Annotated in this window: 14 protein-coding genes and 1 tRNA gene; 7 read left to right on the forward strand and 8 right to left on the reverse strand. The window is 66.6% G+C overall.

The window, feature by feature from the left end; genetic code table 11:
• Nucleotides 1-2: 2 nt before the first annotated feature.
• The 3 genes from N416_RS0111840 to N416_RS0111850 all read right to left on the reverse strand — a co-directional run bounded on the left by N416_RS0111840 (nucleotide 3) and on the right by N416_RS0111850 (nucleotide 1,691).
• Nucleotides 3-431, reverse strand: coding sequence for a TA system VapC family ribonuclease toxin (locus tag N416_RS0111840; protein ID WP_024442319.1), 429 nt, complete (start codon nucleotides 429-431; stop codon nucleotides 3-5).
• Between the two features lie 5 nt (nucleotides 432-436).
• Nucleotides 437-673 carry an antitoxin gene (locus tag N416_RS0111845; RefSeq protein WP_024442320.1) on the reverse strand — a complete coding sequence of 79 codons (237 nt, stop codon included), beginning with the start codon at nucleotides 671-673 and terminating at the stop codon, nucleotides 437-439.
• A 100-nt stretch (nucleotides 674-773) separates the two neighbouring features.
• The gene (locus N416_RS0111850; protein ID WP_024442321.1) at nucleotides 774-1,691 is read right to left on the reverse strand and encodes an LLM class F420-dependent oxidoreductase; all 918 of its coding nucleotides are present in this window, start codon (nucleotides 1,689-1,691) and stop codon (nucleotides 774-776) included.
• Nucleotides 1,692-2,156: 465 nt separating this feature from the next.
• Between N416_RS0111850 and N416_RS0111855 the strand changes: the two genes are divergently transcribed.
• Nucleotides 2,157-2,759 (forward strand): LemA family protein, encoded by a 603-nt coding sequence (locus N416_RS0111855; protein ID WP_024442322.1) that lies wholly within the window; start codon nucleotides 2,157-2,159, stop codon nucleotides 2,757-2,759.
• Nucleotides 2,760-2,772: 13 nt separating this feature from the next.
• Nucleotides 2,773-4,722, forward strand: a complete 1,950-nt coding sequence (locus tag N416_RS0111860; protein WP_024442323.1) for a M48 family metallopeptidase — start codon at nucleotides 2,773-2,775, stop codon at nucleotides 4,720-4,722.
• Between the two features lie 144 nt (nucleotides 4,723-4,866).
• Here N416_RS0111860 and N416_RS0111865 read toward each other — a convergent pair whose 3' ends face one another.
• From N416_RS0111865 to N416_RS0111885, 5 genes are all read right to left on the reverse strand, one after another.
• Nucleotides 4,867-5,580 carry a hypothetical protein gene (locus N416_RS0111865; RefSeq protein WP_155943356.1) on the reverse strand — a complete coding sequence of 238 codons (714 nt, stop codon included), beginning with the start codon at nucleotides 5,578-5,580 and terminating at the stop codon, nucleotides 4,867-4,869.
• A complete protein-coding gene (locus N416_RS0111870) occupies nucleotides 5,562-6,761 on the reverse strand; it encodes a hypothetical protein (protein WP_024442325.1) in 1,200 nt (399 codons plus the stop codon). The genes N416_RS0111865 and N416_RS0111870 overlap by 19 nt, the downstream gene beginning before the upstream one ends.
• 45 nt (nucleotides 6,762-6,806) lie before the next feature.
• Nucleotides 6,807-6,956: a hypothetical protein gene (locus tag N416_RS23240; RefSeq protein WP_155943357.1), complete on the reverse strand. Its 150-nt coding sequence runs from the start codon at nucleotides 6,954-6,956 to the stop codon at nucleotides 6,807-6,809.
• A 6-nt stretch (nucleotides 6,957-6,962) separates the two neighbouring features.
• A complete protein-coding gene (locus N416_RS21575) occupies nucleotides 6,963-7,322 on the reverse strand; it encodes a hypothetical protein (RefSeq protein ID WP_024442326.1) in 360 nt (119 codons plus the stop codon).
• Nucleotides 7,323-7,406: 84 nt separating this feature from the next.
• Nucleotides 7,407-7,479, reverse strand: a tRNA-Arg gene (locus tag N416_RS0111885).
• A gap of 112 nt (nucleotides 7,480-7,591) precedes the next feature.
• Between N416_RS0111885 and argS the strand changes: the two genes are divergently transcribed.
• Genes argS through thrB form a run of 5 tightly spaced genes read left to right on the forward strand, consistent with a single transcriptional unit; the run spans nucleotide 7,592 to nucleotide 14,035 of the window.
• Nucleotides 7,592-9,238, forward strand: coding sequence for an arginine--tRNA ligase (gene argS, locus N416_RS0111890; protein WP_024442327.1), 1,647 nt, complete (start codon nucleotides 7,592-7,594; stop codon nucleotides 9,236-9,238).
• A gap of 50 nt (nucleotides 9,239-9,288) precedes the next feature.
• On the forward strand, nucleotides 9,289-10,671 hold the full coding sequence (gene lysA, locus N416_RS0111895; protein WP_231384192.1) for a diaminopimelate decarboxylase: 1,383 nt from the start codon (nucleotides 9,289-9,291) through the stop codon (nucleotides 10,669-10,671).
• A gap of 18 nt (nucleotides 10,672-10,689) precedes the next feature.
• On the forward strand, nucleotides 10,690-12,009 hold the full coding sequence (locus N416_RS0111900) for a homoserine dehydrogenase (protein WP_024442329.1): 1,320 nt from the start codon (nucleotides 10,690-10,692) through the stop codon (nucleotides 12,007-12,009).
• On the forward strand, nucleotides 12,006-13,088 hold the full coding sequence (thrC, locus tag N416_RS0111905; protein ID WP_024442330.1) for a threonine synthase: 1,083 nt from the start codon (nucleotides 12,006-12,008) through the stop codon (nucleotides 13,086-13,088). Before N416_RS0111900 ends, thrC begins: the two co-directional genes overlap by 4 nt.
• On the forward strand, nucleotides 13,088-14,035 hold the full coding sequence (thrB, locus tag N416_RS0111910; RefSeq protein ID WP_024442331.1) for a homoserine kinase: 948 nt from the start codon (nucleotides 13,088-13,090) through the stop codon (nucleotides 14,033-14,035). The genes thrC and thrB overlap by 1 nt, the downstream gene beginning before the upstream one ends.
• The last annotated feature ends 222 nt before the right edge of the window (nucleotides 14,036-14,257 follow it).

Genomic DNA, 14,257 nt, shown 5'->3' on the forward strand with positions numbered 1-14,257 from the left:
GCTCAAAGGATCGTCAGGTGTCGATCTTCGGCACCGGAAACCGTTGTCAGAGCGATCGATTGATCGAACGTGACGAATCTGCCGTTGTTGGCGACGGCCAGTGCCAGCAAGTACGCGTCGGTGACCTGTTTGGAGCTGTGCACCCGGGCGGGATCGACAACGCCGGCATCGAGAAGGCTCACCGCGCAGGTCCAGAACTGGTGGTAGCGGGTCCCCGTGGCCTGAACCAACATGCCGATGGCGTAGTTGGGCGTGACCGGATTCGGATATCGGGGCTGGCTGATGATGCGCACGAAGCCGTTCTGGGTGATCGCGCACGATGCCCAGCCGTGGCCGATCTCGGTGTCCAGCCACGACCGTGCCCGTTCGTGGTCGACGTGATCGCGGTCGAGCAGCGCCAACAGCACATTGACGTCCAGCAATGACCGCATCTGATTCAGACGCCCTCTTCGTCGCGAAGTCGGTCGATGAGGGCATTGGAAACCGCGGTGCCGCGGTGCGGTAGCGGAGCGAAGCCGTGGAACGACTCGGACTCCTGCATCGAGGTGTCGTGCCTGGTCAGCGCCTGCCTGGCCAACTCGGAGAGCACTTCGCCCACTGGGCGCCGCTCGCGGTGTGCCCGCTCCTTGACCGCCAACAGCACGTCATCATCGATAGACAATGTGGTGCGCATACATCTGATGCTAATGCATCAATCCGTGGATCGGCTCCGGTGCTTAAGTTCACTTAGTGAACTAAGTGGAGTCAACTTTGATGGTTGACCTCACCTATCGTCAGGCGTCGAGCACCGCGCGCAACGCCGCACCCACCTTGGTGATCACCCCGGGGGTGTAGCCGGGGATGTTCATGGTGACCCCACCGACACCCGCATCGAGCACCTTGGTCTTGATCTGCTCGGCGATCGATTCGGGGCTGCCGGCCACCATCCGCTGACTCATTGCGGCGGGAATCTGATCGGTGGTCACGCCCTCGCCGGCCAGGGCGGTGAGCAGCATGGTGGTCTCCAGGGTCGCCGGGTCGCGGCCCACCTCGTCGCAGCTGCGCCGCACCGCGTCCATCTTCGCGCGGACCTCGTCGAACCCGGTGATGAGGTTGAGGTGGTCGAAGTGACGCGCGGCCAACGGGATTGTCTTCTTCTCGCCGCTGCCGCCGATCAGCAGCGGAATGTGGTCGCGGAAGCGGGGTTCGGCCATCGCCTCTTGGGTGCGGTACCACTTACCTTCGAATGTGGGTCGCTCGCCCTTGATCATCGGCAGGATGATCTGCAGCGCCTCGTCGAGCCGGTTGAAGCGGTCGGTGAAGGTACCGAATTCGAAGCCCAGCTGGTCGTGTTCGAGCTCGAACCAGCCAGTGCCGATGCCCAGGATGGCGCGGCCGGCACTGACCACATCGAGCGTGGTGATGATCTTGGCCAGCAGCGCCGGGTTGCGGTAGGTGTTGCCGGTGACCAGCGTGCCCAGCTGCACCTGCTGCGTCGCGGTCGCCAGCGCGCCCAGAGCGGTATAGGCCTCGAGCATCGGCTGATCGGGGGAGCCCAGCATGGGCAGTTGATAGAAGTGGTCCATCACGAAGACCGCGTCGAACCCGGCGGCCTCGGCCTCGCGGGCCTGTGCGATGACGGTGGGGAACAGCTCCGAAACGTCGGTGCCGTAGGAGAAGTCGGGAATCTGGAAGCCAAGGCGAATTGTCACTTAGCCGACCTTAGTTTCGAACGGCGCATCCCGGGCCGATTTGCGCTGTGCGCGAAAGGAACGTGCACCTCTTTGGCAGCTGATGCCCAGAGAACACAGGGCATCCGCCCGGAATTGCAAGGGATTTCCCTGATGCGCGCCGCGTCGACGGACCCATAGCTTTTTATCAGGTTCAGCGGGTTTGTCGAGGTGCCCGACGGGGGCGCCGTGATTGCGGGGAAGGCCGAGATGGTCGGCAAGGGCGTCGGCGGCAGTCCAGGCGGTGCCGGCGGCACTCCGTAGCCGCGGCGCAAGGGCCGCATCCGGAGGGGTTGACCGCTGGTGGCCGCCGTACTCAGTGGAAGCCCGTAGCGGCGGGCGAAACGGTGAAGCCTCCGAACGGACCTGCGCTGGCCTTTTCAGCGGTTACGCTTCGCCGAAAACCGCGCAAACCGCGGCAAGGCCGACTCTTTGGAGGTATGCCTCATGGGGCTCACCACAGGAATCATCGTCGTTGTAGCCATATTCCTGCTCCTCACGGTGCTCGTGATCGCGGGCTACAACGGCCTGGTTCGGGCGCGCAACGCGTACAAGAACGCCTTCGCCCAGATCGACGTTCAGTTGCGGCGTCGCTTCGACCTCATTCCCAACCTGATCGAAACCGCCAAGGCGTACATGGCGCATGAGCGCCAGACCCTGGAGGCGGTCGTCAATGCGCGTGGCGCCGCGATGAACGGCCTTGCCGCCGCCCAGGCCAATCCCGGTGACCCGGCGGCGATGCAGCAGTTGGCGCAGGGGCAGCAGGCGCTCGACGGCGCGCTGAGCCGGCTCAACCTGGTGGTCGAGCAGTATCCCGACCTCAAGGCGAACCAGAACATGATGCAACTGTCGGAGGAACTGACCTCCACCGAAAACAAGGTCGCGTTCGCCCGCCAGGCCTACAACGACGCGGTGATGAACTACAACAACCGGCGCGAGACGTTCCCCGGCAATGTCTATGCCGGCATGTTCAACTTTGCGCCGGCCGCCCTGCTCGAGATCCCGCCGGAGCAACCGGAGATGCGGGACGCGCCGAAGGTTCAGTTCTGACCGACCGGCGGCCATGAACTTCTTCGAGCATCAGCGGGCCGCCAAGGGAACCACGCTGAAGCTGGTGCTGCTCTTCGGGGCCGCGGTGATGGCGTTGGTCGCGGCGATCGATGCCGCCGCGGTGATTGCGATGCTCTATCTCTCAAAGGATTACGGCGGAATCGATTCATCATCGATTCTGGCGATCGTCATCGTCGTCACCGCGATCACGCTCGTGATCATCGCAGGGGGAACGTTGTTCAAGACAATTTCGCTGCGCAAGGGGGGCGCTGCTGTCGCCGCGGCCGTCGGCGCGGTGCCCGTGGACCCGACGACGACCGACCCGCAGTTGCGTAGGTACGTCAACATCGTCGAGGAGATGTCGCTGGCGTCCGGCGTGCCTGCGCCACGTCTGTTCGTCATGCCGGGTGAACCCGGAATCAACGCTTTCGCCGCAGGTTTCACACCGGCCGATGCTGCGATCGCGGTGACAGGCGGCGCCCTGGCACAACTCAACCGTGATGAATTACAGGGTGTCATCGCTCACGAGTTCAGCCACATCCTCAACGGTGATATGCGGCTGAACATTCGACTCATCGGGCTGCTCAGCGGAATCTTGCTGATCGGAATGATCGGCCTGCGCATGCTGCAGGTCGGCGGCCGCGGGAGCGACGGCAAACGCGCGCTTCCCCTCCTTGCGTTCGCGTTTGCGATGATGGTGCTCGGCTACGTCGGCGTGTTCTTCGCCAACGTGATCAAGGCCGCGGTCGCACGGCAACGGGAGTGGCTGGCCGACGCGTCGGCGGTGCAGTTCACGCGCCAGACCGACGGCCTCGAAGGCGCGCTGAAGAAGATCGGCGGCATACCGACCGGTTCGCGGCTGCGCGACTCCCGCAATGCCGCCGAGGTCAGCCACATGCTGTTCGGAGAGGGCGCGCGACGGTCATTCGCGTCGTTGTTCGCGACGCATCCGCCCCTCACGGACCGGATCAGGGCGCTCAACCCCACCTTCGACCCCGGCGAAATCGCCGAACTGCAGCAGCGGTACGCCAATCAGGCACCCGACGGCCTGGCCGAGGACGTCGCCGCAGGTTTCGCCCCCGCCGCAACGGCGCTCGGCCGTCAGACCCCCGCACCAGAGCAAGTCTCCGATGCCGGCTGGCGCACCAGCCCCGAGCAAGTCGTGGCTCGCGCAGGCACCTTCACTCCGGCCGACCTGAAGTACGGCGCGGCTCTGCATGCGCGGATTCCTGACGATGTCCGCGCGCTGGCCAGCCAGCCCACCACGGCCCCCGCGGCCGTCATCGCGTTGCTCCTGGCACCGTCGAGCGGGGGTCTGCACGCCCGCCAGCTTGCCTCGGTGACCGAGCTTCTGGGGCCGACGCAGGCACGGGAAGCCTCCGCGCTCGCCGACCGGATGCGCGCGCTGCCGCGCGAACTTCGGCTCCCGGTCGTCGCGCTGGCCTTGCCGCAGATCGCCACCCACTCTCGTGCCGAACAGGACGCGCTCATCGCGGTGCTCAATGCGCTCGCCGTCGCCGACGAGAAGGTGACGATGTTCGAATACTGCCTGACCCGCCTGGTCTGGGTTTACCTACTCGACACCAACGACCCGGCTCGCAGAAGCAAGGTGGGCAGCGATTCGCTCACCGGTGTGCGCCCGGTGGTGACGACCCTGCTGGCGACTCTCGCGGTCGCCGGGGGCGCCGACCAAAACGTGGCGACACAGACTTTGGACATTGCGCTGCAACGACTTTACGGTGATACCGCCAGGCTCGAGAACCCGCGCCGGTTGAGCTGGCAACAGACCCTCGACGAAGGCTGGGCCGCCCTCGACGCCTTGGATCCGAGGGCGAAGCAGGCACTCGTCGAAGCGATGGTGGAATCGGTGCTGCACGACGGCATCGTGACAGCATCGGAAGCTGAATTGCTCCGTGCGGCATGCTGCTTGATGCACGTTCCCCTGCCTGCGCTGTTGGGCTGACTGTCGTCGGTGGAGCAAGTCGAGGGGACCCACCACCAACGCTGCCGGGCCGACGCGCGCTCGGCAAGCTCACCCCGATCGAGCGGAACCACCGCGGGGTTCTTCGCTCCTCGCTGGAGCAGAGCGGCTGCCAATGCGGCGGTATCAGCTGTCCAGCTCCCTGTGGCGCGGGTGTACCCGATATTCCATCGACTGTTCGCGTCGGATGGGGTGGCGTCGGCCGGCGTAGTAGGCGGCCACGTATAAGAAGTAAAAAACACCGGCGGTGATGACTGTGTTGACGACGAACTGCACGTATTGTCCGCGTGCTATCGGGTAGCGCCAGCTGGCGTCGCCGTATGCGGTTCCGGCAATCAGGAGGGCAAGAAAGGTGACGCTCATGATCGCGGCCCATGATTCCCCCTTGCCGATAATGATCAAGTAGACGTGCCCCGTGGCGATTACCGACGGAATCAAGAAGAGCCACCACATGGTTGTGGCGGTGAGGAGCCCGCTGTAGGAGTCGGGATGGAGGTCGATCTCCTGCCGCGTGGAATCGGTTGTTGCAGGAGCATCTTCGGGATCGGGGTCTGTGATCGTCAGCGCATAGATTCTTCCGCGGATCTTGATGTAGGGAGTGGCTACGTAGGCTATAAACGCCATCGTCACGAGGGGAAATAGTCCTAGCGCTACTGCGTCGTCCCAGCTGGGATATTTCAGGAAGATGCCAGAGACGCCCGCTGTGCAAGCGAGGGTCCAGTAGATGCGCCGCTGGGCGCTGGTGCTGATCTTGAGGAACGAGAGTGTGAATCCCCCGACAAGGCACAGGATGATGACCCCAAAAGACAGATTGCTTACCGTCATTTGCCGATAGCCCACTCCACTAGCTTTTCCCCTCCCAACCCGCCTGCCGCAGCGCCGAGAAGGCCGACAATTACAGTGCCCTCTGGCCCCACCCATGAACCCCATGCCGCCCCGGCGATGAAGCCTCCGCCCCATGAGCCGAGGCTGCGTCCACCGAACTTGGCGAGCTCCTCACCTGTTTCGGAACCGAGGACGATGTTATCGATGGTCGCGGCCGCGTCCAGGCCAATTCCGGCCACGGACAGCCGTTTACCCAGCGTCTTGAGGGCATCGACATCCGCCTTCGACCACACTTGAGCTTCGCCCCAATGCTTGCCCTGGGGGAGGGCGTTTGCCTGCGAACCCAGGCCGCTGCCCAGACCGCCGACCCCGCTCGATATGCCAGAGCCCGCGTCGTGGAGCAGCTGCCGGGGCGACTTGCCGCTGTGCACCTCATCGAGCGCTTGCCGGACACCGGCCGGCGAGACCCCCGCCGACTTCAGCTGATTGGCGAAGCTGCCAAGCACCAATTCCCGGGCCTGGGATTCGCACCTATCAAGCATTCGGGTTGCTTCATCGGGTGTCAGCGGTGGTCGGTCTGGATAGGCCTGACCAGATTCCAGGAAAGCCTGAAGCTGCCGTCTGGCTTGGGCGCGGGTGCGCGCGTCGCCGCCCAGAACTGGATCGGCTGGTAGCGGGCCGATGAACTCCGAATTCCGGAAATCATCGAGACGTTCCTGAGCCAGCCGGCGTGCCGTGGGGTCGGCAGCGGGATCCTCGGCAATCGCCTGATCACGCCGCCGCGCTGCATCGGACGGGTCGGCGTCGACTGGCGCCGGAACATGCGGACGCCCGTTGCCGCCTGCCCCGCCGTCAGCGCCGTCTTCGCCGAAGCTGAAGGCGCGCAGTCCTGCGGTGGCGGTGCTGAGTTGGCGGCCTATCTCCTGCTCGTGATGGACCAGATTGTCGGCCCGAGATCTGATGAACGCCCGATGCCGCTCAGCCGCGAACTCGCGTGCCTCCTGCTCGGCCGCTGAAGTGTAGTAGGCCCAGGTGTCGGTGACGGAGTAGTCGTCGCCGACTCGGTATTCGTCGCGTTCGGCGAGGCCGATGGCTTCGAGTACAGCAGCCTTGTTGCCTTGTTGGGCCTGTGCGGCGCGGGCGGCAATATCGGCGGCGCGGCGCAGCATGTCTGCGGGGCCGTGGACGGTGACCACATCGGCGGCGGTGCGGTGTTGAAAGGCCTCAGCTCCGGCGCCGGTTCAGGGGGTCCCGCCAGGGGTCTTTGAGGCCTCGCGGACCTCGGTGAACGAGGCTTCCCAGGTGTCGGCGGGGGAGGCCCAGGCGGTTGCGTTGATGGTCAGGAAATCCCAATCGGCGTCCTCGATCTCGGTCAACGTCGGATAGGTCATCGCGGGTTACTCGCCCATCCCGGCCGCACCCGCGCCGCCGTCGGTGCCGGAGAGCGGGGCCAAGGGCGGGAGGCCAGCATCACGCTGGGGGACCGCTGTCAGGGCGGCGGCACCCTCGTTGTCCATCGCCACATACTCGTCGGCCGCGGCGGCGAGCTTTGTCGAGTCGGCGGTCATCCGTGTGCGCATCGCGGCAGCCGCTGCGCTGGCGCCGGTGTTGACAGTGTTGGAGGCAGCGCCGCTGGACTGCCACCGAGGCACCGCCGTTGTCGGCAAAGCCGGTGTGACATGACCAGACAGCACTGAACAGCGCTGCGCCAGCGCGCGAAGGCTGACCGGGGAGACCCGCAACACGGGAGTGGTCATGGGCAGAGCGTATAAGTGAACCGCGGTTTGCGAAATTCACTGGGAACCGGAAGCGTCGAACCCGATACAGGCCTGGTAGATGGGTGCCCCCGGCAGGATTCGAACCTGCGGCCTTCTGCTCCGGAGGCAGACGCTCTATCCCCTGAGCTACGGGGGCGCTCGCGTGATGCGGCGCCATGTGGGCTTTGACAGACTAGCGCATCAATGGCCGGACTTAAGAACCGGACGGATTCGGGGCCTGACCACGTCAGACCATAGGATGGGGCCTCGTGACCCCCGCCGATCTGGCCGAATTGCTCAAGAACACCGCCGCAGCGGTGCTGGCCGAGCACGACCTGGACACCGCCGCGCTGCCCGCGACGGTGACAGTCGAGCGGCCGCGCAACCCCGAACACGGTGATTACGCCACCAACCTGGCGCTGCAGCTGGGCAAGAAGGTGGGTGTCAACCCGCGTGAGCTGGCCGAGTGGCTGGCCGAAGCACTGGCGCAGGCCGACGGGATCGCCGCGGCCGAGATCGCCGGGCCGGGCTTTGTGAACCTACGCATCGAGGCTTCCGCGCAGGGTGCCGTGGTCGCCAACGTCATCGCCGCCGCAGAGAACTACGGCCACTCCCGCGAGTTCGACGGTCTCAACGTCAACCTGGAGTTCGTCTCGGCCAACCCCACCGGCCCCATCCACATCGGTGGCACCCGCTGGGCCGCGGTCGGCGACGCGCTGGGCCGGCTGCTGAGCACCCAGGGTGCCGCGGTCACCCGCGAGTACTACTTCAACGACCACGGCGCCCAGATCGACCGGTTCGCCAACTCGCTGATCGCCGCCGCCAAGGGCGAGCCCGCCCCCGAAGACGGCTACGCCGGCGCCTACATCACCGATATCGCGGCCCAAATCCAGGTCAAGGCCCCCGACGCCCTGACCAGTCCGGACGCGCAAGAGACATTCCGCGAGATCGGCGTCGACCTGATGTTCACCCACATCAAGAAGTCGCTGCACGAGTTCGGCACCGACTTCGACGTCTTCACCCACGAAGACTCGATGCACACCTCCGGCCGCGTCGAGCAGGCCATCGAGCGGCTGCGCGCCAACGACAACATCTACGAAAAAGACGGCGCCACCTGGCTGCGCACCAGCGCCTACGGCGACGACAAGGACCGCGTCGTCATCAAGAGCGACGGCAAGCCCGCCTACATCGCCGGCGACTTGGCCTACTACCTGGACAAGCGCGAGCGTGGCTTCAACCTGTGCATCTACATGCTCGGCGCCGACCACCACGGCTACATCGCCCGGCTCAAGGCCGCCGCCGCCGCATTCGGGGACGACCCGGCCACCGTCGAGGTGCTGATCGGCCAGATGGTCAATCTGGTCCGTGACGGCCAGCCGGTCAAGATGAGCAAGCGTGCCGGCACCGTCATCACCCTCGACGATCTGGTCGAGGCCATCGGCGTGGACGCCGCCCGCTACAGCCTGACCCGTTCCTCGGTGGACACTCCCATCGACATCGACCTGGCGCTGTGGTCCTCGGCGAGCAACGAAAACCCGGTCTACTACGTGCAATACGCGCACGCGCGGCTCTCGGCGCTGGCCCGCAACGCCGCCGAACTGGGCCTGGCACCCGACACCGCCAACCTCGGGCTGCTCAGCCACGACAAGGAAGGCGCGCTGATCCGCAACCTCGGGGAGTTCCCGCGGGTGCTGGAAACCGCTGCCGCACTGCGGGAACCGCACCGGGTCTGCCGCTACCTCGAAGACCTGGCCGGCGATTACCACCGGTTCTACGACAGCTGCCGAGTGCTGCCCCAAGGCGACGAGGATCCGGGTGATCTGCACGCGGCGCGGCTGGCGCTGTGTCAGGCCACTCGCCAGGTGATCGCCAACGGGCTGGGCATCCTCGGCGTGAGCGCACCGGAGCGGATGTGAACGTCCACCCCGCGGGCCCCCGCCACGCCGAAGAGATCCAGCACGACGGTCTGCCACCGCGGCCGCAGACTCCGCAGCAGCTGCTGCAGTTGGCGCCGAACGTCTGGCCGCGCAACACTGTTCGCGGCGAAGACGGCGTCACCCAGATCGCCGGGGTGAAGGTGACCGACCTGGCCGCCGAGTTCGGCACCCCGCTGTTCGTCATCGACGAGGACGACTTCCGGGGCCGTTGCCGCGAGATCGCCGAGGCGTTCGGCGGGGGCGACAACGTGCACTACGCCGCCAAGGCGTTCCTGTGCGGCGAGATCGCGCGCTGGATCGACCAGGAGGGCCTGTGCCTGGATGTCGCCACCGGAGGCGAGCTGGCCGTCGCGTTGCACGCTAACTTCCCCGCGCAGCGAATCACCTTGCACGGCAACAACAAATCCGTCGAAGAACTCGAGACCGCGGTCAACGCCGGAGTCGGCCACATCGTGCTCGACTCACTGATCGAGATCGACCGCCTTGAAGCGGTCGCCAAGGCTGCCGGGATCATCCAGGACGTGCTGGTCCGCGTCACCGTCGGTGTGGAAGCCCACACCCACGAGTTCATCTCGACCGCCCACGAAGACCAGAAGTTCGGCCTGTCGCTGGCCAGCGGTGCGGCGATGGACGCCATCAGAAAGGTGTTCGCCACCGAGCACCTGCGGTTGATCGGCCTGCACAGCCACATCGGCTCGCAGATCTTCGACGTCGCCGGCTTCGAGTTGGCCGCCCACCGGGTCATCGGGCTGCTGCGGGACGTGGTCGCCGAATTCGGTGTCGACAAGACCGCGCAGCTCTCGGTCATCGACCTGGGCGGGGGACTGGGCATCTCGTATCAGCCGCAGGATGACCCGCCGCCGATGGCCGAGCTGGCCGCCAAACTCGCCGCGATCGTGCGCGACGAGTCCGACGCGGTGGGCCTGCCCACCCCGCAGCTGGTCGTCGAACCCGGTCGGGCCATCGCCGGGCCGGGCACCATCACGCTCTATGAGGTCGGCACCGTCAAGGACGTCGCCGTCAGCGCCACCGGACATCGCCGCTACGTCAGCGTCGACGGCGGCATGAGCGACAACATCCGGCCGGCGCTGTATGACGCGCACTACGACGTGCGGCTGGTCTCGCGCGGCCTACCGGGCCTCGGAGAAGCAGGAGCGTTGCCGGAGCTGGGGCGCATCGTCGGCAAGCACTGCGAGAGCGGCGACATCATCGTCCGTGACGCCTGGGTGCCCGAAGGCATGGTTCCCGGCGACCTGATCGCAGTGGCCGCTACCGGCGCCTACTGTTACTCGATGTCGAGCAGGTACAACCTGCTCACCCGCCCGGCGGTGGTGGCGGTACGTGACGGGAAGGCCCGCCTTATGCTGCGCCGGGAGACCGTCGAAGACCTGATCAGCCTGGAGGTGGGGTAAAAAGTGTCCGGTTCACAGGTGTCCGGGGGCCCCGTAGGGGTGGCAGTCCTCGGCTTGGGCAATGTCGGCAGCGAAGTCGTCCGCATTCTTGAGGCCAGCGCTGATGATCTGGCCGCCCGCATCGGCGCACCGCTGGTATTGCGCGGGGTCGGAGTTCGCCGGGTGGCGGCCGACCGCGGCGTGCCCGAGGAGCTGCTCACCGACGACATCGACAGCCTGGTGGCGCGCAGCGACGTCGACATCGTCGTGGAACTGATGGGCCCGGTCGAGCCGGCCCGCAAGGCGATCCTGTCGGCGATCGCGCACGGCAAATCCGTCGTCACCGCCAACAAGGCCCTGCTGTCGCGGTCTACCGGGGAGCTGGCCGAGGCCGCCGAGAACGCGCGCGTGGACCTCTATTTCGAGGCCAGTGTCGCCGGCGCCATCCCGGTGATCCGGCCGCTGACTCAGTCGCTGGCCGGTGACACCGTCTTGCGGGTGGCCGGCATCGTCAACGGCACCACCAACTACATCCTGTCCGAAATGGACTCCACCGGCGCCGACTACAGCTCCGCGCTGGCCGACGCCAGTGCGCTGGGCTACGCCGAGGCCGACCCGACCGCCGACGTGGAGGGCTACGACGCCGCCGCCAAGGCCGCGATCCTGGCATCGATCGCCTTCCACACCCGGGTGACCGCCGACGACGTCTACCGCGAGGGCATCACCAGCATCAGTCCGGCGGACTTCACCACGGCCCGGGCATTGGGCTGCACGATCAAACTGCTGGCGATCTGCGAGCGCATCACCACCGCCGATGGGCAACAGCGGGTTTCGGCCCGGGTCTACCCGGCGCTGGTGCCGTTGACCCATCCGCTGGCCACGGTCAACGGGGCCTTCAACGCGGTGGTGGTCGAAGCCGAGGCGGCCGGCCGGCTGATGTTCTATGGCCAGGGTGCCGGTGGCGCGCCGACCGCATCCGCGGTCACCGGTGATCTGGTGATGGCCGCCCGCAACCGGGTGCAGGGCGGCCGCGGGCCGCGTGAATCCAAGTACGCCCAGCTGGCCATCGCACCGATCGGTGACGTGCAGACCCGCTACTACGTGAGCATGGATGTCGCCGACAAGCCGGGTGTGCTGTCCACGGTGGCAGCCGAGTTCGCCGCCCACGGCGTCAGCATCGCCGAGGTGCGCCAGGAGGGTGTGGCCGACGACGACGGCCAGCTGATCGGCGCTCGGATCGTTGTGGTCACCCACCGAGCTGCCGACGCAGCATTGTCGAAAACCGTTGCGGCGCTGGCTGACCTGGACGCAGTCCAGCGGATCGCCAGCGTGCTACGACTGGAAGGAACAGACCAGTGAGCTCCACCCGGACACCGATCCACCGCCCCTGGCCCGGCCTGATCGGCGCCTACCGCGATCGGCTTCCCATCGGCGACGACTGGACGGCCATCACCCTGCACGAGGGCGGCACCCCGCTGATCCACGCCAAGCGGATCTCCGAGCAGACCGGCTGCACGGTGCACCTGAAGGTGGAGGGGCTCAACCCCACCGGATCGTTCAAGGACCGCGGTATGACGATGGCGGTCACCGATGCGGTCGCGCGCGGCCAAAAGGCGGTGCTGTGCGCTTCGACCGGCAACACCTCGGCATCGGCGGCCGCTTACGCCGCCCGCGCCGGCATCACCTGTGCCGTGCTGATCCCGCAGGGCAAGATCGCGATGGGCAAGCTCGCGCAGGCAGTCATGCACGGCGCCAAGATCATTCAGATCGACGGCAACTTCGACGACTGCCTGGAATTGGCCCGCAAGATGGCCACCGACTTCCCGACCATCTCGCTGGTGAACTCGGTGAACCCGGTACGCATCGAAGGCCAGAAGACCGCGGCCTTCGAGATCGTCGACGCACTGGGCACCGCGCCCGACATCCACTCGCTGCCGGTCGGCAACGCCGGCAACATCACCGCGTACTGGAAGGGCTACCGCGAGTACTTCGCCGACGGCCTGACCGAGAAGCTGCCGAAGATGCTGGGCACCCAGGCTGCCGGGGCCGCACCGCTGGTGCTCGGTGAACCGGTCAAGAACCCGGAGACCATCGCCACCGCGATCCGCATCGGCTCGCCGGCCTCCTGGACGCAGGCCGTCGAAGCGCAGGTGGATTCGGGTGGCCGGTTCCTGGCCGCCACCGACGACGAGATCCTGGCCGCCTATCACCTGGTGGCGCAGACCGAGGGCGTGTTCGTCGAACCGGCCTCGGCGGCCAGCATCGCCGGGCTGCTCAAATCGGTGGAGGACGGCTGGGTGCCGCGCGGTTCGACCGTGGTGTGCACGGTGACCGGCAACGGGCTCAAAGACCCCGACACCGCGCTGAAGGACATGCCCGAGGTGACCGCGGTTCCCGTCGACGCGGCCACTGTGGTCGCCGAATTGGGGCTGGCCTAGTGGTTCAGTTGTTGCCGACCGGGTTGGCGGCCAGCGTCGCGGTAGCGGCGTCGAGCGCCAACCTGGGCCCCGGCTTCGACAGCCTGGGCCTGGCGCTGGGCCTCTACGACGAGGTGATCGTCGAGACGGTCGAGTCCGGTCTGGTGGTGCAGGTCGAGGGGGAGGGCGCCGGTCAGGTTCCACTCACCTCGGATCACCTTGTGGTGCAAGGAATCCTGCGCGGCATGCGTGAGGTTGGTGTCGAGGCGCCCGGCATGGTGGTGCGTTGCCGCAATGCGATCCCGCATCAGCGCGGCCTGGGCTCGTCGGCGGCCGCGGTGGTCGGCGGGCTGGCCGTAGTCAATGGCCTTGTCGCGCAAATCGATCGGCCCGGCCTGTCCGAAACACAACTGATCCAGCTGGCCTCGGAGTTCGAAGGCCACCCCGACAACGCTGCGGCAGCCGTACTGGGCGGTGCAGTGGTTTCGTGGACAGCAGAAGCAGCCGACGACCACGTGGACTATGCGGCGGCGCCGCTGCGGCTGCACCCCGACATCCGTCTGTTCCCGGCGATCCCGCAACTGCGCTCGTCGACTGCCGAGACCCGGGCTTTGCTGCCCGAGCAGGTCAGCCACCGCGATGCCCGGTTCAATGTCAGCCGGGCCGCGCTGCTGGTGGTGGCGCTGACCGAGCGGCCCGATCTGCTGCTGACGGCCACCGAGGACGTGCTGCACCAGCCGCAGCGCGGCGCCGCGCAACCGGAGTCGGCGGCGTTCCTGGAGTTGCTGCGTCGGCACGGCATCGCGGCCGTGCTGTCCGGTGCTGGACCTGCGGTGATCGCGCTGACGACAGCGGCCCAGCTGCCCGATGCGGTGCTGGAGTCCCCGGAGGCGCGTGTGTTCAACGTCACCGAGATGCCGGTCGGCGACGCGGTCAAGTGGAACTCCGGGGTGGCGGTACCGGGTTGAGGCGCGCCGCACGGTCTCTGTTGCGTCAAGCACAGAAGCGGGCTATTCTCGGTTCCGTCCCGCATTCGCGGCATCAGCACCTGTTTTCAGAATGTGATGTCAACCGGGATGCCACCAAATTCTTCCCGTAGCTGACGGTTTGTGTTACGACGCCGTCGATACGGGCTACACCGTTACACAGTCGACGGTGACACGCACTCGGCGAGTCCGCTGAATGCAACC

This window comes from Mycobacterium sp. UM_WGJ (assembly GCF_000455125.1).
In the GTDB taxonomy this organism is placed as follows: domain Bacteria; phylum Actinomycetota; class Actinomycetes; order Mycobacteriales; family Mycobacteriaceae; genus Mycobacterium.

What these genes read in the sequence shown, in the direction of transcription:
- N416_RS23240 (WP_155943357.1), bottom strand. Translation starts at nt 6,956, where the DNA reads ATGACCTATCCGACGTTGACCGAGATCGAGGACGCCGATTGGGATTTC.
- N416_RS0111855 (WP_024442322.1), top strand. Translation starts at nt 2,157, where the DNA reads ATGGGGCTCACCACAGGAATCATCGTCGTTGTAGCCATATTCCTGCTC.
- N416_RS0111845 (WP_024442320.1), bottom strand. Translation starts at nt 673, where the DNA reads ATGCGCACCACATTGTCTATCGATGATGACGTGCTGTTGGCGGTCAAG.
- N416_RS0111860 (WP_024442323.1), top strand. Translation starts at nt 2,773, where the DNA reads ATGAACTTCTTCGAGCATCAGCGGGCCGCCAAGGGAACCACGCTGAAG.
- N416_RS0111840 (WP_024442319.1), bottom strand. Translation starts at nt 431, where the DNA reads ATGCGGTCATTGCTGGACGTCAATGTGCTGTTGGCGCTGCTCGACCGC.
- N416_RS21575 (WP_024442326.1), bottom strand. Translation starts at nt 7,322, where the DNA reads ATGACCACTCCCGTGTTGCGGGTCTCCCCGGTCAGCCTTCGCGCGCTG.